Here is an 18,647-nt window from a genome sequence, read left to right as displayed (position 1 = left end):
CTTAATATTTTTAATAAATTATTACCATTAAGTAAGCCTTTACAAAATTCTCATTTTAAAAAGCTCCCTAGACATACAAAAAAACTAGAGAGTCCATAACAAACTCTCTAGTTCTAATCTTCTATCTAATATTAGATATGCTCGAATCTACCTGTGAAGAACCTTAATACTGGTGGTTCATAAGTAAATCTTAAGCCTCTTATTTCATCTCTTCTCTTATATGTTGAAATTATTGCTTCTGCAACATAGTCTAAATGTGCATAGCTGTAAACTCTTCTTGGTATTGTTAATCTTACTAGCTCTAATTTAGGGAAGTATTCATTTCCTTCCTTATCTCTACCAGCAGAAATATTTCCTCTCTCCATTGTTCTAACACCTGACTCGATGAAGATTTCAGCTGCTAAAACTTGAGCTGGATATTCAGATTGTGGAATATGTGGTAAGAATGCTCTAGCATCTAAGAATACTGCGTGACCTCCTATTGGTCTAACTATTGGTACGCCAGCTTCAATTAATTTATTTCCTAGATATTCAACTTGCTCAACTCTATGTTTAATATAATTGAAATCTAAAGCTTCTTTAAGTCCAATTGCAAAAGCCTCCATATCTCTACCAGTCATACCACCATAGCTTGGCATTCCTTCATAAACTACTACTAACGCTGAAGCTTTGAAATATAGATCATCTTCATTCATAGCTAAGAATCCACCTATATTTACAATACCATCTTTTTTACCTGACATAGTAGCTCCATCAGCATAGGAGAACATTTCCTTAACAATTTCTGCAATAGATTTATCTGCATAGCCTTCTTCTCTTACTTTAATGAAATATGCATTTTCCACATATCTAGTACAGTCAAACATTACTCTGATTCCATGTTTCTTAGATAATGCATGAACTTCCCTTAAATTTTGCATACTAACTGGCTGCCCACCAGCTAAATTAACTGTTATACCAACACAAATATAAGGAATATTTTCAGCTCCAACTTTGTTAATTAAATCTTCATATTTCTTAATATCTATATTTCCTTTAAAATGTACATCTTCTTTATCTGAGATATGAGCTTCGTCAATTATAACATCTACAAAAGTACCGCCGTTCATTTCTTGATGAGCTCTAGTAGTTGTAAAGTACATATTACCTGGAATATAAGTATTTGGCCTAACTAATATTTGTGATAATAGATTTTCTGCACCTCTACCTTGATGCGTTGGTACAACATGCTTAAATCCCATTATATCCTGCACAGTTTTTTGTAAATGATAGAAATTTTCACTACCTGCATAGGCCTCATCACCCATCATAAGCCCCGCCCATTGTCTATCACTCATGGCATTTGTTCCGCTGTCTGTTAATAGGTCAATATATACATCCCTTGAATTAAGTAAGAAAGTATTGTAACCTGCTCTTTCAATAGCCTCAATTCTTTCCTCCTTTGGTAAAATTCTTAATGGTTCTACCATTTTCACCTTATATGGTTCCGGCATGTATTTCATATCCATATACTATTCCCCCTTATTTTTTTAATACATTCTATAGATATAGCTATTTGCAAATTTTATGCCAAATTTAAAATATGGGGAATAGTTATAATACTGTCAGTTTAACAAACTAAATATAATTCCACCTGTAATTAATAATTACAGGTGGAATTATATTTTACAATATTGTAAACATTATTTACAATCTTCGTATTCTTTAATACGTTTAATAACAGTTGTATGGGATATATTTAAAGCCTTTGCAATCTCCCTTGATGAATTAAACTGTTTTCTTGCTTTTATAATATGTTCATATTCAACAGCCTTAATTATTTCTGGTAGATTTACAGGAAATTCAATATTTTCTTCATTATAAATTATCTTTTCTGTTTCATCAGAATCAAATTTATTAGCAATCAATAAATGTTTAACATCTATTAAATCCTCTGCAAATATCACAGCTCTTTCCATAACATTTTGTAGTTCCCTTATATTTCCCGGCCACGAATATTCCTGCAATCTTTCCAATGCATCTTTAGTTATTCTTAATCTTGGTTTATCTGCACTTTCTCCTAAAAGCTTTGTAAAATATCTTGCAAGTATTGATATATCATCTTTTCTTTCCCTTAATGGTGGTATATTAACAGGTATAACATTTAGTCTATAATATAAGTCTTCCCTAAAAGTCTTTTCACTTACCATAGCAGATAAATTTCTGTGAGTTGCAGAAATTATTCTCACATCAATGGGTATTTCCTTCGTTCCGCCTATTCTTCGTATTTGTCTTTCTTGTATGGCTCTTAGTATCTTTGCCTGTAAATGGATAGGTAATTCCCCTATTTCATCTAGAAATATACTTCCTCCAGTGGCCAATTCGAAGAGTCCTTGCTTCCCTGTATTTGCACCTGTAAAAGCACCTTTTTCATAACCAAAAAATTCCGATTCCAAAAGAGCATCTGGTACAGCAGAGCAATTAACTGCCACAAATGGACCATTCCCTCTTCTGCTATTTAAATGAATTGCTCTAGCAAATAACTCCTTCCCCGTCCCTGACTCTCCTAAGATCATTATATTTGCCTCTGCTGTAGAAACTGACTTAGCTAATGAAATGGTGTTCTTTATACTATCTGATTCTCCAATTATATCCTCGAAACTTATCATAGAAGGTCTTGAAATAGTTTGAATCAGCCTTCTAACATCATCCATTTCTTTAAAAATCAAAAGAGCTCCCATCTTAATACCTAGATTATTTTTTATAAGTTTAATATTTAGTATAAGATTTACCTTTTTATTTCTAATCATCGTACTTACTTCAATATTGGCTTTATCATCTATATCTACATTTGGATTATATATTTCCTTTGGTATTATGAGATTTATATTAGTATCCTTATCCTTGGGTTCAATATTAAATAATTTACTGGCCTTGGAATTATAATATTCAATATTTCCTTGTTTATTTACTGCAATAATGCCATCTGTCATACTATTTATTACTATCTGAAGTTCCTTTGCTACTTTTTCTGAGTCCATCATATCCAGTTCTGTTATATCTAAAATTTCCTTAACCTCATTTTTTATCCATTTCTTAAACTCATCCCATTCTATACCTTCCCATTCAACTTTAACAGAGATATAAGGCGGGTTTATCTCCATAGTAATAATATTCATTTCTTTTGAAGCCAAGGCGGCTAATATTTTTTGAGCCATACCTACTTTATTTTCTTTAACTAAAAATCTTATCTTTTTACTATTCAATAAACTCACCCCTCATAAGCAATTGATTATATCTAAGTTAAACCACTAATTCTATTCTACTATATTTATACGTATTTCTTCAATATAGTTCTCACCTTATCATATCTCTTACTTGTGCTACATCCTTATCCCCTCTACCAGAAAGGTTTACTATTATAATATTATCCTTGTCTAAAGTCTTAGCTAACTTCATTCCATAGGCTATGGCATGAGAAGATTCTAAAGCTGGGATTATTCCCTCTGTTTTTGATAGCTTAAAGAAAGCATCTAAGGCTTCTTTATCGGTTACCGATTTATATTCTGCTCTTTTAGTATCATTATAATAACTATGTTCCGGTCCTACCCCAGGATAATCTAGCCCTGCAGCGATGGAATGTGTACTATGATCTAGCAAATAACATTTGAAACCATGTATTAGCCCCGTATTACCTCTACATATACTAGCCGCATGCTCTTTAGTATCTATCCCTTTTCCAGCTGGTTCTACTCCTATCATCTTCACTTCTTTATCATCATAGAAAGGTGAAAATAGACCTATGGCATTACTACCTCCCCCAACACAAGCCACTACATAGTCAGGCAATCTTCCTTCCTTTTCTAATATTTGTTTTCTTGCTTCTCTTCCTATTACTGATTGAAATGTCCTTACTATCATTGGGAATGGATGAGGCCCTACTGCTGAACCAAGAAGATAGAAAGTATTATCCTTATTTTCTACATAGTCCTCTAATGCCTTGTCTACTGCTTCTTTTAATGTCCTATTTCCTTCCTCTACTGCCACTACCTTTGCCCCTAACATTTCCATTCTGAAAACATTTAACTCTTGCCTTTTAGTATCTTCAGCCCCCATATAAATTGTACAATCTAGTCCTAGCAAAGCACATACTGTAGCTGTAGCAACTCCATGCTGTCCTGCTCCTGTTTCTGCTATTACTCTCTTTTTGCCCATTCTTTTGGCAAGTAGCCCTTGTCCTATGGCATTGTTAATCTTGTGAGCTCCTGTGTGATTTAGATCTTCCCTTTTTAGATAAATCTTAGCTCCTTCCACTTCTTTTGTTAGTCTTTCTGCAAAATATAGTGGATTTTCTCTGCCTACATATTCCTTTAAATAATAGTCTAGTTCCTTCAAAAACTCTTCATCTTCCATAGCATTATAGAATTCCTTTTCCAATTCCTCTAATACTACTTTCAATTCTTCCGGTACATAAGCTCCGCCAAATTCTCCAAATAATCCATTTTCTCTTTTCATCCTTCTTCCTCCTAGATTAAATTTAAATACAAAAAAACCTCCATCCTCAATAGGACGAAGGTTGAATTCGCGGTGCCACCTAAATTATGCAAAAATGCATCTCTCTTAATGGGATACTAACATATCCTGTCCTTAGTTAACGGTAGGCTTCCGGCACGGGGTACTCTCCATAGATTTCCACCAGCTTCTACAAAGTCCATTCATTAAATCCCTCTTTGCCAAAGTCCCACCAATCTTTAGCTCTCTGTGAAAGATAAGAGTTAACTACTCTTCTTTGTCTTCGAATTTATTCTTGTATTTCAAAAAAGTATATCAGATGCAAAATAAATTTGCAACAGGAAAATTTTATATTTATATAAATTGTTAAATAACTGATGTTTTCAATATATAAGCAATCTATTTTCTAGTATTTGAATCTAGAGAGATCAATCTTTCATAGATTCCTCTATCCAAAGATATTGTTAACCATAAAGCTTCTGATATAATTTAATTAATATCTATAGGAAGGTGATTCCATGTACAACGAAAAAATCGAGTTCAAAAAAGATATTCCTTTTAGCCTTAAAGTCCAATCAATTAGTAGATATTCTATTCACTGGCATGAAAATGTTATAGAAATAATCCTTCCTATTAGAGGTTCTGTTGAGATTACCTCCAGCTTTGAACATAATATTATTCAAGAAGGTGATTTTTGGTTTATAAATAATAAATATATTCATTCTATTAGTAGCTCCAATAATGCAATAATTGCTATTTTCCATATTAATTTAGATTATTTTGAAAACCAATTTGAGTATATAAAATATATGACTTTTAGGAGCAATGTATATTCTGAAAATCAAAGAGAAAAAAGCGGCTATAATTTAGATTGTGATATAAGAATAGAGTACAAAAAAAGATTTAGAAACCTGCTAATTAGTATATTATCTGATGCTATAGATGAAAATATGTTATCAAAAAAACTAACAGAAAAATATGAGCATCAATTGATATATTCAATGGTATATGAATTTAATTGGCTCCAATTCCAAAGGAAATCTAATAAATTTATTAGTCAGATACAGTTAGATAGATATCACAGAATCATCAAGTTTATTGATGAACATTATGGAGAAAAAATTACTTTAGATGATATAGTAGCTAAGGAGTTCATTACAAAAAACTACTTCTCACATTTTTGGAAAAATCTCAGTTCTTATAGTTTTCAAGAATGTATTAGTTGTCAAAGAGTATTAAAATCAGAATATCTACTACTTAACAATATAAATATCACTAGTATATCAGAACAATGTGGATTTTCAGATGTAAAATATTATTACAGGCATTTTAAAAAATGGTTTGGGTGTATGCCTATAGAATATAGAAATAAATCCTTTTCATACATGCAAAGGGGCTTCCACTATGAAAACTTAGAATTTAATAATTTAGGAAAAATTCTCAAGGATTATATAAATAATTACTTTATAGCCCTATATGACCATAATTTGAACTCAGATATTTCATTTTTTGTTGAAAATTATATGAAGATTAAATATCTATGTACAAAAGATAAAAATCTTGCCCCTAGTTCTTCTAATCATATCCTAATCAATCTTTTTGATTATTGTAACTTTCACTTAGAAGAAACTAATTTTATATTCAATTGGAATAGTATTGACCTCTTAGTAAACTTATCATTAGACTTTGGTGTTTCTCTTTATTTTAGATTAAACTGTGATAGTATAAAAGAAACATTGCTATATAATGTAGTTAATAAGTTTATAGATAATTGTATTTTCCGCTATAGCATAAAAACCGTTAATAAGTGGTACTTTTTTATCAATTTCAGGGATATGTCCTTATATAAAGAAGCCCATGATATAAAGAAAATGCTTGATAAAAAGATTAAAAATGCTAAAGTTAGTTATTCTTTTGAGTTTTAGATGACAAAAATGTTAATTAGATTTTAGTCAATATCACATGTTTGTCAATTGAAGAAAACTCCTATTTGTTATATTATTAACATATGAACTAGTTATTTATTTAAAATCTATCATAAATAGGAGGTATTTTATGAAATTAAAAGATAAAGTAGCTATTGTAACGGGTGCTAGTGCGGGAATGGGTAAGGATATAGCTTATTATTTTGCTAAAGAAGGTGCTATTGTATATGCTGTAGCTAGAAGAGTAGAAAGACTTGAAGAATTAGCAAATAGCTCCAAGGATTTAGAAGGCAAAATAATACCTATTGCAGCCGATTTAATGTGTAAAGAAGCCACAGAAAACATGGTTGAAAAAGCTTATAAAGAATCTGGAAGACTAGATATTTTAGTAAATAATGCAGGAATAATGGACGATTTCAGTCCTGTTGGCGAAGTAAAAGATGAAATGATTGAAAAAGTTTTCAACTTAAATGTATATTCACCTTTCTACTCCATGAGAAAAGCTGTAGAAATTTTCTTAGCTAATGGAGGTGGAAATATTATAAATGTTGCTTCCATAGGTGGTTTATTTGGTTCTAGAGCTGGAGCAGCATATACTGCATCAAAACATGCTTTAATAGGTCTAACAAAAAATACTGCTTTTATGTATTCTAAGAAAAATATTAGATGTAACGCTATATGTCCTGGTGGAATTGAAACGGAAATAGGCGCAGGAGAATTTATGAAAAACATAAATATGGAAGGAATGAATATGGCGACATCAGGTGCAGCTGGCAATCCAAGAACTGGAAAAGGCAGTGAAATCGCAACGGTTGCAGTATTCTTAGCGAGTGACGACGCAAGCTATGTAAACGGACAATGTATAGCAGTTGATGGAGGATGGACTGCATATTAATAAAATTAGGGAACGCCAAGGTGTTCCCTATAATTTATTTATGATATGATATAATCTAAATCTCTCCATTCCAATCCTCAATTTCAAAAACTCTCATCTAACTTTCCATTACCTTTTCCTTTTTCAAATAAAAATCCACAAATTACTGATGTCAAAGGAGAAACCAGTACAAGCCCTATACATCCCACAAAGGTATGAAGTATCTCTGCAGCTATTGTCTTTGAATTAAGTATGTTTAGCATTGGTGTTTCTTGAGCCATATAAACCATCATGACTGATAAATAACTTCCCATATATGCAAATAAAAGGGTGGTCGTCTGGGTTCCAACTACAGATTTTCCAATATTGAATCCAGATAATATTAGATCTTTTTTAGTCACACTGGGATTGTTATTTACAATTTCTTCTAGTGCCGATGAAATATCTACAGCTAGATCTAATATTGCTCCAGAACTTGCAAGATATATTCCTGCTTGGAAAATAGCTGTTAAATCAAGCTTCAAAAAACCTGCATAAAGTAGTGATTCTGACCAAGTCATAACTGCACCATGAATATTGAAATAGTTGCCGAATATGATTGCTAAAATACAAGTCGCAAAGGAACAAGAAATTGTACTTATAATAGCTGCATATGATTTTTTTGTAAAACCAGCAACTAATAAGCTAGTTATGATTGTTAAGGTATTTCCAACTATTAAAGCTATTAAAATAGGATTGAATCCCTTTAACATCGCTGGAATCAATATTTTCCATATACTAAGTAATGCAAAAGCAAAGGATAATAATGTTCTAACGCCTGTAAATCCTAAAAAAATTACAATAACTAGAGCGAAGCACCATATAAGCACTGCTTCCTTGTTTAATCTATAATGATCCACCATATTAGCGAAGTTGATATTTCCATTCTCATCAAAACCAATAAGTACCCATGCCTTATCACCTTCTACAAAGAGCTTGTCTTCTGCAAGACTACCTGTCAACATATTATTTGCATCTACTATCTGTCCCTTATATGAGCCTGTCTCTATTTTGATTATAGTACGTTGATCACCTTGCTTAAATAATCCTGTATTAAGTACATTTGAGTTATCAACAGATAATACTTTTGCCCTTGCTCCCTCTGTGTGTGTATATAATTGTTTGTCAAATCCTGTTGGTAATAATACAAGTATTATTAATAGAATTAGAAGGGAAAAAATAAATCCTACTTCCTTTCTATTAACGTTACTTAAAATGTCTTTCAAAAATTATCCCCCTTTCATTTAAACAAGGCTGGAAATATTCCAGCCCTATTTGTTCTTAGTTTATTTTAATCCTGTTGCAGTAACTAACTTATGATAAACTTCAGTATTATCGTATGCACCGTTAAATAATTCAGCTTGTGCACCTGTAGCATATACTGGAACTGGTACTCCTGTATGAGAATAGGAAGTCCAACCTATACCAGCTTTATTGTTTAGGATATGAGTCAATGTAACTGATAAGGGATTGTAGCCACCATATAATCTATATGATTCCTCATCCTTTGATGGTTCTTCTGCCATAGTCTCATTAAATGATTTCTCTAGTCTTTCTACTTCGCTGTTTGAAAGTTCTAGAGCCATATATGGATCATCACCTTCGCCGTCTTTATACTCATTTTTAAGACCAAAGTTTTCACTAATAACCGGCATTATATCTTTAAAAGTTAGCTTAGGATTTTCTTCTATCATTTTATCAAGTAATGCATCAAATGCTACATATGACATCTTTTGATTTTTTAAAATTTCTAGTGCTACATCATATCCTGTTGTAGCTTGACCTATAGTCATTCCACCTGTTTCGTGGTCACCTGTTACGATAATTAGTGTTTCTTCTGGATGTTTCTTAGCAAAATCAATAGCTACTTGAATAGAATCTTCAAAAGCTAAAACATCACCAATATTTGATTTTGCATCATTAGCATGGCCTGCCCAGTCAATCTTCCCTGATTCAGCCATTATAAAGAATCCTTTCTCATTATCAAGAACATCTATGCCTTTTTTAACGAAATCAGCAAGAGTAATATCTCCATCTTTACTATCTATTGCATATGCCATAGCACCACCATCTTGAACTTTAGGGGTAATTGCATATACTTTACCCGATTGATTGTTTAGAGATAAAATCTCTTCTTTTGTATTTACTATTTTATATCCTTTTTCCTTCATAACTTCATATGCATCTTTTTGATTATCGTTATTACCTTTTGCTTTACTTAATGTTCCACCACCAAAATAATCAAATCCTGATTCTGACATTTGCATCGCTATATCATAATAGTCATTTCTTGATGCTACATGTGCATAATAGGCTGCTGGTGTTGCATGGTTTAGAGTAACTGTTGAAACTATGCCTATCTTCATCCCTTTTTCTTTTTTCAGCCTTTCTGCAATAGTTTTAGGCACATTATTAGAATCTACGTTTTCAGCCTTATTACCTGAAATATTACCTATTGGTCTCAATCCTATAGTACCACTCCATGTTTTAAATCCTGATGATAATGATGTAGCTGTAGAAGCTGAATCTGGTGCAAATGAAGTAGCATCATGTGTAGTTTGATATCCTATCGCTTCGAAATTCTGAAAATTAAGTACATTCAATTTTAAGTTGTTATGTTGGTTTTTTCCACCATAGATCTGAGCTGAATTTACTTGAACTGCTGACATCCCATCTCCAATAAACATGAATATGTATTTTGGAGATTTTGCTGTTTCTTTTGCTGCTGCCATTTTTGCCTCGTTTGCTTTAGCTAATTGAGGTGTCAGACTAGCTTTAGAAACTAAAGAGCATCCAGTCACAAACGAAACCATCAATATTAATAGTAATAAAGACGAAAAAAACCTTTTAGACATAAAATCCCTCCACATTTGTATTTGTTTTTTTACTTACAAATACACTATAACTCATGTCTGTTAAATCTAAATAAAGTTGTAGTAATGTTTTGATTAATCTTATATAAATTAAAATACAAGCAAGACCAAAACTAACTACTTATATTTTGCTTTATAATTCCTAGTTTATTCGTATGTCAATTCAAGTTCTTTTCTGTGATTTTTTCCTATTGGTCATATAAAAAAGCTCCTATTTCTAGGAGCCATTAATTCTAATTAAAAAAATCTTTATTTAGTTTTTCAATCAATTCTTCTCTTAATTTTGTTAATTCCTCTTCATAAGTTTCAGAACTGTTTTTTGGTGATCTATCGTTTACAAATCTACCTTTATTTTCAACTCCCCAGAAACCAGCTGTATCCTCATCTAATACTCTAAAAGCTTCCATATATTCATCCCAAGCTTCATCATCAATACCTACTCCATCACCTATATAACCTCTACCGCCACCTAAGAATCCTGCGTTCATTATGGTATATATACTTTTATCTTTTAGCATTCCCTCTAGTCCTTTGTCTGTATCTTGATATGCAAACTGTTTAGCAAATACAGTTTCCATATATCCTTTAACTATTGCCGTTGGAGTATCATGCCAGTTCGGATAGCAGAATATAATATAATCAGCCTTTGCTACAAATTCTTGCTCTTTTTTTATTTCTGGAGTTGGCTCTCCAAATCCATCCTTAGCATAATAGAAGTTCTCTGCTGTAAGTACAGGATTAAAGCCCATATCATATAAATCCCTTAATTCAACCTCTACACCTTTTTCTTCAAAATGCTTCATAGCTGTATTAATCAAATCATAGTTCAAACTATATTTTCTTGGATCCCCTACTACAAATAGAGCCTTCTTTCCAGCTTCATCTGTGAAGCCTTTTGGCTTATACTCTTGAATTAATTCATCTGGTACTATTGTTGCTGATGTTGCTCCATCAACAGTTGCAGATGTTCCTACATCAATACTTTCCTCTGTTGACACATCTTGTACATCATTTTCATTTACCACATTATTTTCATTTTTTGCGCATCCTGCCATAGTCATAACTAAAGATAAAATCATAGTTATTGCTAAAATTCTTTTCTTCATGGCTTCCTCCTATGTAAAATATTTTATTATATTAAATAGCCTTAATATAGCTATTAATATCTAAGTATCAGAACTAATTATATGACTCTATTAGTTTATCAACGAAAAAAAGTAGTTCTTCTTTTAATATTTCATTTTTTCTCTTAACCATTGCACAAGTTATATCTAGATGTTTCTTTTCATAAGAAATCCTCGCCAAATCGCTGTGAATCTTTTTCTTACATTTCCAGTCTATTTCCATTGCAAAGGATGGTAGATTATGCAAAGCATCATTATACGTCTTGTTTCCGTTGGCTAAAATTGTTTTATTAGTTTCAGGAATACCTAAATACTCCAACTCATAATTCAAGCTAAACATTCCTTCAAATAAATAAGTTTTTTTCACATGGAAAAGCCCCTGCAAATCATCTCTACTTAAACTTTCCATTTTACTCTTTTCATATTTCTTGCTCATATGAATCTTCATTTGTCCCACAAATAAATCCTGTAACTCTAATCCCTCTGCTACTAAATATTGTAATAGCTTTTTTCTTTGAAATTCACTGTAAATTATAATCCCTATATCACAATCTCTCGTTATTACCTTTTCTATAGATTCTTCTACACCCGATTCATAAAGCTCAAATTCATAGTTTTCATTATTATATCTTCTACAAACTTCATAAAATTGAAAATTGATTACCTCAGAACCAAAGGAAGCAATCTTTATCTTATTTCCATTGGATTTTGTTAAAAGTTTGCCTTCAATAATTTCAAACTGTTTTACTAGTGATTTGGCATGATGATATACTTCAACGCCATAGGAAGTTAAAGTTACTCCCCTATTATTTCTATAGAAAATGTTTTTACCTATTTCGTTTTCTAAACTTGTAATTTGATTACTTAAATTAGGCTGAGATATAAACAGATTACTGGCTGCCTTTGATATGCTCCCTGTTTCAACAATCTCTACTATATATCTTAATTGATTAAAATCCATATTTTCTCCTATCTATTTATAAACATTGACATATTTTAGACTATACATAATATACTATAAGCCTGTTAAAGTTTCAACAATTCAGCTATATGTATTTTTTATTGCCAATGACTCTATATTTATATAATCATTGGCAATAATCTATTTCAAAATCACTTTTCTTCTACTTCAGCACATCTATTATCATATCCTCTTTTATTTCCCATATATTTGCCTGGACATCAAATATGTTCCAATCTGATAGTTCTCTAATGTATTTGTAATTTTTATTATATCATTATCTAAGGCTATTTTATTCGTTCTATTAATGCGATACTCTATTTTTCACAGATATATTTTATCTACTAACTATCAAAGTTATCACCTACTCAGTCTATATTACATATACTATTAAAAACCTAATGAAAGGAAGGATATAATGAATAATAACTATGATCCATATGATCAACAAAATAACAATAATTCAATGTATAATAATTACCTAGGATATTCATCTCCTTGCTGTAATAGACCACCAGTAATGCCTCCCAACTGTTGGGAGAAATGTATTGATTTAAGTGACCACGGTCCAAACCCCTATGTAGTTAATATTGAAGAAGCTACAGAACAAAACTATAATTATCGAGCTGCTTTATGGACAGGAAATTATTTACAACTTACTGTAATGAGTATTAATCCTAGGGATGATATAGGTCTAGAACTCCATATTGGCCATGATCAATTTATAAGAATTGAGGAAGGCCAAGGTCTTGTTTTAATGGGAGATAGTAGAGATAATTTGTATTTTCAAGAAAAAGTCTATGATGGTTATGTAATATTTGTGCCTGCTGGTAAATGGCATAATTTAATTAATATAGGTTGCGTTCCTCTTAAACTATATTCTATTTATGCACCTCCTCAACATCCTCATGGTACTATTCAGAAGACTAAAGAAGATGCCATGGAATCTAATATATACTAGTTGATACAAATTAAAAAAGGGGCATTTCATAACTGATAAATCAGTTATGAACGCCTCTTTTTAAAATTTATAACTATATTTATTTCTTAATTTCCTTAAACATTTCTGCTTGTTTTTTAATACCTACTTCAGTAGCAAAACGTTCAATACTAGATGCACCAAAGAAACCATCTACACCTTTAGTCCTTTGAAGAACATAGGCTGCATCCTCTGGTTCAGCAATAGGTCCTCCATGGCAAAGTATCATAACATCAGGATTTACAGATTTACCTGCATCGCAAATCTCCTGCACTTTCTTTACTGCATCATCTAAGTTTAGAGCTGTTTTTGCTCCAATTGTTCCCTTTGTTGTAAGACCCATATGAGCCACTAAAATATCTGCTCCTGCCTCTGCCATTTTCTTAGCTTGTTTAGTATCAAATACATATGGTGTAGTTAATAAATCTAATTCATGAGCCTTTCTTATCATATCTACTTCAAGGTCATATCCCATACCTGTTTCTTCTAAGTTTTGTCTAAATACTCCATCTATTAGTCCTACAGTTGGAAAGTTTTGAACTCCTGCAAATCCCTGTTCCTTTAATTGTTTTAAAAATACATCCATAATACGGAAAGGGTCAGTACCACAAACTCCAGCAAGGACAGGAGTCTCTTTAACTACAGGTAAAACTTCATTTCCCATATCCACTACAATTTGATTTGCATCTCCATAGGAAAGAAGCCCTGCCAGCGAGCCACGCCCCGCCATTCTATATCTGCCTGAATTATATATAATAATTAAATCTACTCCGCCAGCTTCTCCACTTTTTGCAGATATACCTGTACCTGCTCCTGCCCCCAAAATAATATTTCCCTTTGTTACCTCATCTTTTAATTTCTTCAGTATCTCAATTCTAGACATACATATTCCTCCAATATTATTTGTTATTCTTCATTAGTTCTATTAGCTTCTTAGCTGCTGCTTCTGCAAATTCTCTATCATTAATATTAAAATCTAATTCAATTAATTCTATTTTATCTTTATCAATATTGCTTCTTATGGTATCAAATAACATCTTATCTTCTTTTGGTCCATAGAAAGGCTGCCCTTCTGCATCAATCATAGATACTCCTTTAAGAGGAATCATTAAGGTTGTGAAGCCATTTGTATCATTTAGCTTTTCAGAGATTATTTCTCCTAATCTCTTATTTTCATCTATAGTAGTACGCATCAAGGTTACAGTAGGATTATGTTTATAAAAGTTTCTTCCATCGAATTCTTTAGGAACAGTATCCATAGGTCCAAAGTTTACCATGTCCAATGCCCCAAGAGAGACCACCTGTGGGATTTTATTCCTTCCTGCCGCTTCCAATCTATGAGGTCCGGCAGCTAAAACTCCTCCCACTAATTCATCACACCACTCCGTTGTAGTTAAATCAAGTACTCCATCAAAGAATCCATCCTCTATAAGTCTTTCCATAGTCCTTCCACCTGTGCCTGTTGCATGGAATACTAGTACTTCATATCCCTCTTTTTCTAAATATTCTCTAGCCATATCTACACAAGGAGTAGTTACTCCAAACATAGTAGCTGCAATTAAAGGCTTTTTATCAATCTTTTGCCTATGTTCAAAATTTACCATCCCTGCTATTGCAAAAGCAGCATTTGTAAATATCTTAGTGGAAATTGAGTTTAATCCCGATACATCAACAATTGAAGGATACATCATAATATCGCTAGTTCCAACATATTGCTGAGTATTACCTGATGCAACTGTAGACACCATGACTTTAGGTACTCCTATTGGCAACGCTCTCATACCGGGAGTTACTAAAGATGTCCCTCCAGTTCCTCCAAGAGAAATTATTCCATGAAATTTTCCCTCTGCATATAGTCTAGGAATTAATTTCTCCATTCCCTTTGATAGAATTTCAGTTCCTAATGCCCTATCTTTTTTAGCTGCAATCTCTTTAATATCTGCTCCTACTTCTTTTGCAACTTCTTCATTAGATATATCTGTTTCAAACATAGGCTCAAATACGCCACAATGTATTGTAAGGGTTTTTAAGCCTAATCCTTCTAAAACATTCTTTACATAAGAAAACTCTTTACCTTTAGAGTCAAAAGTTCCTGCAATTGCAATAGTTTTCATTAAAAAACTCCTTTCCATTTTAAGTTTATTATTATAGATTATACCCTAAATATACATTAGATTATAAAATAATAGATATACTCCAAAAATTTCCAGAAGCTTTTATTTAAATGCAATTGTAAGTGCCTTCTTTATCTTAGTTTACTCTCCGCAAAATAGCCTATCAAACTTTCCTCGTATTCTCTCTTTTCTCTCATCAGTTTCAGCTTTTTCTATGGTAATACTTATAATATCTCCTTCCCTAGCTTCTTCTGGAATTATAATTCTTGGGATTTCTATTGTATCTTTATTTTCCAGTTCAACTATTGCAAAATCTTCTTCAAACCTATCAATAGTAAATTTCATTTAATCACCCCTAGTCATTAAATCTAAATATTTCTTTACCAGACTCATCATAAAGTACAGCAGGATCACTCTTTGTATTGTTCCATATATTATTACTTCCCCAATTTAAATCTCCTTCCTTATCTCCACTGGTTACTGTAACTACTTCTGCCCCCTTTAGGACATACTTAGGAAATATATATTCTTGATTACCTGTTACAGAAAGAAGCTTCCATCCTTCTAGATTAATCTCATCCTTTGAATTATTCTTTATAGTTACTATTTCTTCTATTTTATCAACATGACTTATTATTACATCTGGCTTATTAACAGGAGAACTGTTATTAAGAACTATTTCCTTATCATTGAACTCTAAACCCTTTCCATTACTTTTAATTATTATTGTCCCTTGTAAATCTGTTCTACATATATCTATATTCTTTTCTGTTAGTCTTTCTATTATTTCCTTATGAGGATGTCCATAACTATTTCCAGTTTCTGAAGATATTACTGCAACATAAGGATTAACTGCTTCTAAAAAATCTTGTGATGTTGATGTTACACTACCATGATGTCCAACTTTAAGTACATCTGATTTTAATAGATTTCTATTGTTTTTTAATATTTCATTTTCTGATAATGCTTCTGCATCTCCTGTAAATAGAAAAGAAGTCTCTCCATTTATTAACTTTACTACAACTGAATAATCATTTAAACTTGCATAATCCTCTCCATTAGGTGCAAGGACAATAAATTCTGCACCATCTAAATCATATCTATCTCCAACTTTTGGCTTTGTAATCTTTAATCCCTTTTTATCTATACTATCTAATACATCTTCAAAGGTTTTTGTATTAGCGATGGCATTTGGCATAATTATTTTATCAATAGGGAAGTTATCAATCACATCATCTAATCCACCTATATGGTCTGCATGGGGATGGGTGCCTATTACATAATTTAGTTTACTTACATTTTGCTTTTTAATATAATCTACAACTGTTTTTCCATCTTTATTGTCACCAGCATCAATTAACATGGCTTCCTCTCCTTTTTTAATAAAAATAGAGTCTGCCTGACCTACATCAATAAAATGTACCTCTAAAACTTCACCCATACTGACCTCTGAATTAGTATCCATAATATCTTCACAGGCTGTTAATGAAATAATTACAATTATTGCAAATATAAATGTAATTATTTTTTTGAAATTTTTCATATTAATACCTCACTTCTTTGTTTTTTACTAAATAGTAATCTTTAACTAATTTCTGTTAATCTTATTAATTATATCACATCATATGATTATAATAGTATTTTTCATTTACAAAAATTAAAATTCCTAATTCATATCTATAAATTACCTTGTATTAGAACTTATTTTTCGTACAAAATAAAAGTAAATAAAAAGAGGTGATTTTAATGGTAAAACCAATAGATAGAAATGCTAGTATAGCTTTAGACCAAATGAAAGCAGAAATTGCTAATGAATTAGATGCTGATTTAACTAATAAAGAAACTGTAGATGGTACTATGACTGTAAATCTAGTTGAAAGAGCTGAAAGAAAACTTAATAATAAGGAAGAATAGTTATAATTTAGTATCTGCTTAATTAAAAATAAATGCTCTTTTCTAAATTTGTAGAAAAGAGCATTTTTATAATAATTTAATTAAAATTTTAGTAAGCTTCACTTAAATTTATTTCCCCCGCTTTTACTAAAGCAGTTTTAGCTATAACAGGTCCAACTAATTCATATATTACTGTTGAGGCTAATATTACTGTTCTTATGGTTGATCCAAATTCAGGCATTACTGTCTGCGCTATCATAGATAATCCAATAGCAACTCCAGCCTGTGGTACTAAAGCAAAACCTAAGTATTTTTGTACCATCTTATCTGAATTAGTTAATCTAGCACCAATTGATGCTCCTACTATTTTTCCTATAACTCTTACTAATACATATGCAATCCCCATAAGTCCTGCGTATCTAAGTACCCCTAAATCTAGATCTATTCCTGCTAGTGTAAAGAATGATATAAATATAGGTGGTGTTATTCTATTGACAATATGCAAGGCCTTAGTACTGTTACGAGCTAAGTTAGAAACAGTAACACCTATCATCATACAAACTAAAAGTGTAGAAACATTTAGTAATGTGGCAAGTCCTATGGCAGCAAAGACACTTGCTATAACCATACATAATAGTTCATCTTCACCTTTAATCTTAGGAATTACATAACATAATATAATACCTATAATAAATCCAATTCCCAATGCAAGTATAATTTCCCATATTGGCATAAATATAGCACTTATAATTGAAAATTCTCCCCCAACATTCATTAAAGATTTAGCTATTGTAATCGCAATACCAAATGCTACTATGGCTACCCCATCATCCATGGCAACAACTGGAAGGAGAGTATCTACCACTGGTCCCTTAGCCCTATACTGCCTAATAATCATAATTGTTGCAGCTGGGGCAGTGGCTGAAGCAATCGCTCCAATTACCATTGAAAATGCAAGAGACTGTTTAAATATAAATACCATGGTTAGTGTAACTAAAATTACTGGACATAAAGCCTCAAAAAATGTTATGGTTATTAATGATTTTCCTACTTTTTTTAATTGTTGAAAATTTATTTCACTCCCTATACTATAAGCAATAAATCCTAGGGCAGCTTCTGATATGATTTCCAAACTACTACTAACTTCTTTGGGTACCAAATTGAAAATTGAAGGTCCAATCAATACCCCAGCTAATAAGTATCCAGTAACATGGGGAAGTTTTAGTATAGATACTACTCTTGCCATTATGATGCCAGATAAAATAATAATTGCTATATAATACAATTCATGCATAAAAACATTCACCTCTATTGTTATTTAATTTATTAATATAAAAGTATTTTATTTATATATTCTTTAATACTTTTACAATA

The 18,647-nt window shown here is 31.7% G+C and carries 16 protein-coding genes and 1 other annotated feature; of the genes, 4 read left to right on the top strand and 12 right to left on the bottom strand.

Annotation, left to right across the window (positions count from 1 at the left end; genetic code table 11):
* Nucleotides 1–131: 131 nt before the first annotated feature.
* From RBU61_RS00645 to trpB, 3 genes are all read right to left on the bottom strand, one after another.
* Nucleotides 132–1,508 carry a tyrosine phenol-lyase gene (locus RBU61_RS00645; RefSeq protein ID WP_308877469.1) on the bottom strand — a complete coding sequence of 459 codons (1,377 nt, stop codon included), beginning with the start codon at nt 1,506–1,508 and terminating at the stop codon, nt 132–134.
* 174 nt (nt 1,509–1,682) lie between these two features.
* Entirely contained in the window at nt 1,683–3,245 is a 1,563-nt protein-coding gene (locus tag RBU61_RS00640) for a sigma 54-interacting transcriptional regulator (protein WP_308877468.1), read from the bottom strand.
* A 91-nt stretch (nt 3,246–3,336) separates the two neighbouring features.
* Nucleotides 3,337–4,494 (bottom strand): tryptophan synthase subunit beta, encoded by a 1,158-nt coding sequence (gene trpB / locus RBU61_RS00635; RefSeq protein WP_308877467.1) that lies wholly within the window; start codon nt 4,492–4,494, stop codon nt 3,337–3,339.
* 47 nt (nt 4,495–4,541) lie between these two features.
* Nucleotides 4,542–4,784, bottom strand: a binding site (T-box leader).
* Between the two features lie 225 nt (nt 4,785–5,009).
* Here trpB and RBU61_RS00630 point away from each other — a divergent pair.
* Both RBU61_RS00630 and RBU61_RS00625 read left to right on the top strand, forming a co-directional pair.
* Nucleotides 5,010–6,416 (top strand): AraC family transcriptional regulator, encoded by a 1,407-nt coding sequence (locus tag RBU61_RS00630; RefSeq protein ID WP_308877466.1) that lies wholly within the window; start codon nt 5,010–5,012, stop codon nt 6,414–6,416.
* 130 nt (nt 6,417–6,546) lie between these two features.
* The gene (locus RBU61_RS00625; protein ID WP_308877465.1) at nt 6,547–7,311 is read left to right on the top strand and encodes a glucose 1-dehydrogenase; all 765 of its coding nucleotides are present in this window, start codon (nt 6,547–6,549) and stop codon (nt 7,309–7,311) included.
* Between the two features lie 83 nt (nt 7,312–7,394).
* Here RBU61_RS00625 and RBU61_RS00620 read toward each other — a convergent pair whose 3' ends face one another.
* The 4 genes from RBU61_RS00620 to RBU61_RS00605 all read right to left on the bottom strand — a co-directional run bounded on the left by RBU61_RS00620 (nt 7,395) and on the right by RBU61_RS00605 (nt 12,287).
* On the bottom strand, nt 7,395–8,555 hold the full coding sequence (locus RBU61_RS00620; protein ID WP_308877464.1) for a YibE/F family protein: 1,161 nt from the start codon (nt 8,553–8,555) through the stop codon (nt 7,395–7,397).
* A gap of 60 nt (nt 8,556–8,615) precedes the next feature.
* Nucleotides 8,616–10,184: an alkaline phosphatase gene (locus RBU61_RS00615; RefSeq protein ID WP_308877463.1), complete on the bottom strand. Its 1,569-nt coding sequence runs from the start codon at nt 10,182–10,184 to the stop codon at nt 8,616–8,618.
* 251 nt (nt 10,185–10,435) lie between these two features.
* Nucleotides 10,436–11,308 (bottom strand): NAD(P)H-dependent oxidoreductase, encoded by an 873-nt coding sequence (locus RBU61_RS00610; RefSeq protein ID WP_308877462.1) that lies wholly within the window; start codon nt 11,306–11,308, stop codon nt 10,436–10,438.
* 73 nt (nt 11,309–11,381) lie between these two features.
* The gene (locus RBU61_RS00605) at nt 11,382–12,287 is read right to left on the bottom strand and encodes a LysR family transcriptional regulator (RefSeq protein ID WP_308877461.1); all 906 of its coding nucleotides are present in this window, start codon (nt 12,285–12,287) and stop codon (nt 11,382–11,384) included.
* Between the two features lie 520 nt (nt 12,288–12,807).
* Between RBU61_RS00605 and RBU61_RS00600 the strand changes: the two genes are divergently transcribed.
* Nucleotides 12,808–13,248: a cupin domain-containing protein gene (locus RBU61_RS00600; protein ID WP_374212537.1), complete on the top strand. Its 441-nt coding sequence runs from the start codon at nt 12,808–12,810 to the stop codon at nt 13,246–13,248.
* Nucleotides 13,249–13,327: 79 nt separating this feature from the next.
* On the opposite strand, the gene RBU61_RS00595 is transcribed toward RBU61_RS00600, so the two are convergent.
* The 4 genes from RBU61_RS00595 to RBU61_RS00580 form a co-directional block, all read right to left on the bottom strand.
* The gene (locus RBU61_RS00595; RefSeq protein ID WP_308877459.1) at nt 13,328–14,149 is read right to left on the bottom strand and encodes a phosphoenolpyruvate hydrolase family protein; all 822 of its coding nucleotides are present in this window, start codon (nt 14,147–14,149) and stop codon (nt 13,328–13,330) included.
* 16 nt (nt 14,150–14,165) lie between these two features.
* Complete coding sequence (locus tag RBU61_RS00590; protein WP_308877458.1) at nt 14,166–15,380, bottom strand: Tm-1-like ATP-binding domain-containing protein; 1,215 nt, start codon at nt 15,378–15,380, stop codon at nt 14,166–14,168.
* 141 nt (nt 15,381–15,521) lie between these two features.
* Nucleotides 15,522–15,725, bottom strand: coding sequence for a DUF3006 domain-containing protein (locus RBU61_RS00585; protein ID WP_308877457.1), 204 nt, complete (start codon nt 15,723–15,725; stop codon nt 15,522–15,524).
* 10 nt (nt 15,726–15,735) lie between these two features.
* Entirely contained in the window at nt 15,736–16,923 is a 1,188-nt protein-coding gene (locus RBU61_RS00580) for an MBL fold metallo-hydrolase (RefSeq protein WP_308877456.1), read from the bottom strand.
* 203 nt (nt 16,924–17,126) lie between these two features.
* On the opposite strand from RBU61_RS00580, the gene RBU61_RS00575 reads away from it, so the two are divergent.
* Nucleotides 17,127–17,294 carry a small, acid-soluble spore protein, alpha/beta type gene (locus tag RBU61_RS00575; RefSeq protein WP_308877455.1) on the top strand — a complete coding sequence of 56 codons (168 nt, stop codon included), beginning with the start codon at nt 17,127–17,129 and terminating at the stop codon, nt 17,292–17,294.
* Nucleotides 17,295–17,382: 88 nt separating this feature from the next.
* Here the strand turns inward: RBU61_RS00575 and RBU61_RS00570 are convergent, their stop codons facing one another.
* Nucleotides 17,383–18,567 (bottom strand): cation:proton antiporter, encoded by a 1,185-nt coding sequence (locus RBU61_RS00570; protein WP_308877454.1) that lies wholly within the window; start codon nt 18,565–18,567, stop codon nt 17,383–17,385.
* Nucleotides 18,568–18,647 lie beyond the last annotated feature (80 nt).

The organism is Tissierella sp. MB52-C2 (assembly GCF_030931715.1).
Classification (GTDB): Bacteria; Bacillota; Clostridia; order Tissierellales; family Tissierellaceae; genus Tissierella.
Note: the sequence above shows the minus strand (reverse complement) of the source record. Positions and strands in the feature narration are given on the sequence as shown.

What these genes read in the sequence shown, in the direction of transcription:
- RBU61_RS00645 (WP_308877469.1), bottom strand. Translation starts at nt 1,508, where the DNA reads ATGGATATGAAATACATGCCGGAACCATATAAGGTGAAAATGGTAGAA.
- trpB (WP_308877467.1), bottom strand. Translation starts at nt 4,494, where the DNA reads ATGAAAAGAGAAAATGGATTATTTGGAGAATTTGGCGGAGCTTATGTA.
- RBU61_RS00630 (WP_308877466.1), top strand. Translation starts at nt 5,010, where the DNA reads ATGTACAACGAAAAAATCGAGTTCAAAAAAGATATTCCTTTTAGCCTT.
- RBU61_RS00625 (WP_308877465.1), top strand. Translation starts at nt 6,547, where the DNA reads ATGAAATTAAAAGATAAAGTAGCTATTGTAACGGGTGCTAGTGCGGGA.
- RBU61_RS00615 (WP_308877463.1), bottom strand. Translation starts at nt 10,184, where the DNA reads ATGTCTAAAAGGTTTTTTTCGTCTTTATTACTATTAATATTGATGGTT.
- RBU61_RS00610 (WP_308877462.1), bottom strand. Translation starts at nt 11,308, where the DNA reads ATGAAGAAAAGAATTTTAGCAATAACTATGATTTTATCTTTAGTTATG.
- RBU61_RS00605 (WP_308877461.1), bottom strand. Translation starts at nt 12,287, where the DNA reads ATGGATTTTAATCAATTAAGATATATAGTAGAGATTGTTGAAACAGGG.
- RBU61_RS00600 (WP_374212537.1), top strand. Translation starts at nt 12,808, where the DNA reads ATGCCTCCCAACTGTTGGGAGAAATGTATTGATTTAAGTGACCACGGT.
- RBU61_RS00595 (WP_308877459.1), bottom strand. Translation starts at nt 14,149, where the DNA reads ATGTCTAGAATTGAGATACTGAAGAAATTAAAAGATGAGGTAACAAAG.
- RBU61_RS00590 (WP_308877458.1), bottom strand. Translation starts at nt 15,380, where the DNA reads ATGAAAACTATTGCAATTGCAGGAACTTTTGACTCTAAAGGTAAAGAG.
- RBU61_RS00585 (WP_308877457.1), bottom strand. Translation starts at nt 15,725, where the DNA reads ATGAAATTTACTATTGATAGGTTTGAAGAAGATTTTGCAATAGTTGAA.
- RBU61_RS00580 (WP_308877456.1), bottom strand. Translation starts at nt 16,923, where the DNA reads ATGAAAAATTTCAAAAAAATAATTACATTTATATTTGCAATAATTGTA.
- RBU61_RS00575 (WP_308877455.1), top strand. Translation starts at nt 17,127, where the DNA reads ATGGTAAAACCAATAGATAGAAATGCTAGTATAGCTTTAGACCAAATG.
- RBU61_RS00570 (WP_308877454.1), bottom strand. Translation starts at nt 18,567, where the DNA reads ATGCATGAATTGTATTATATAGCAATTATTATTTTATCTGGCATCATA.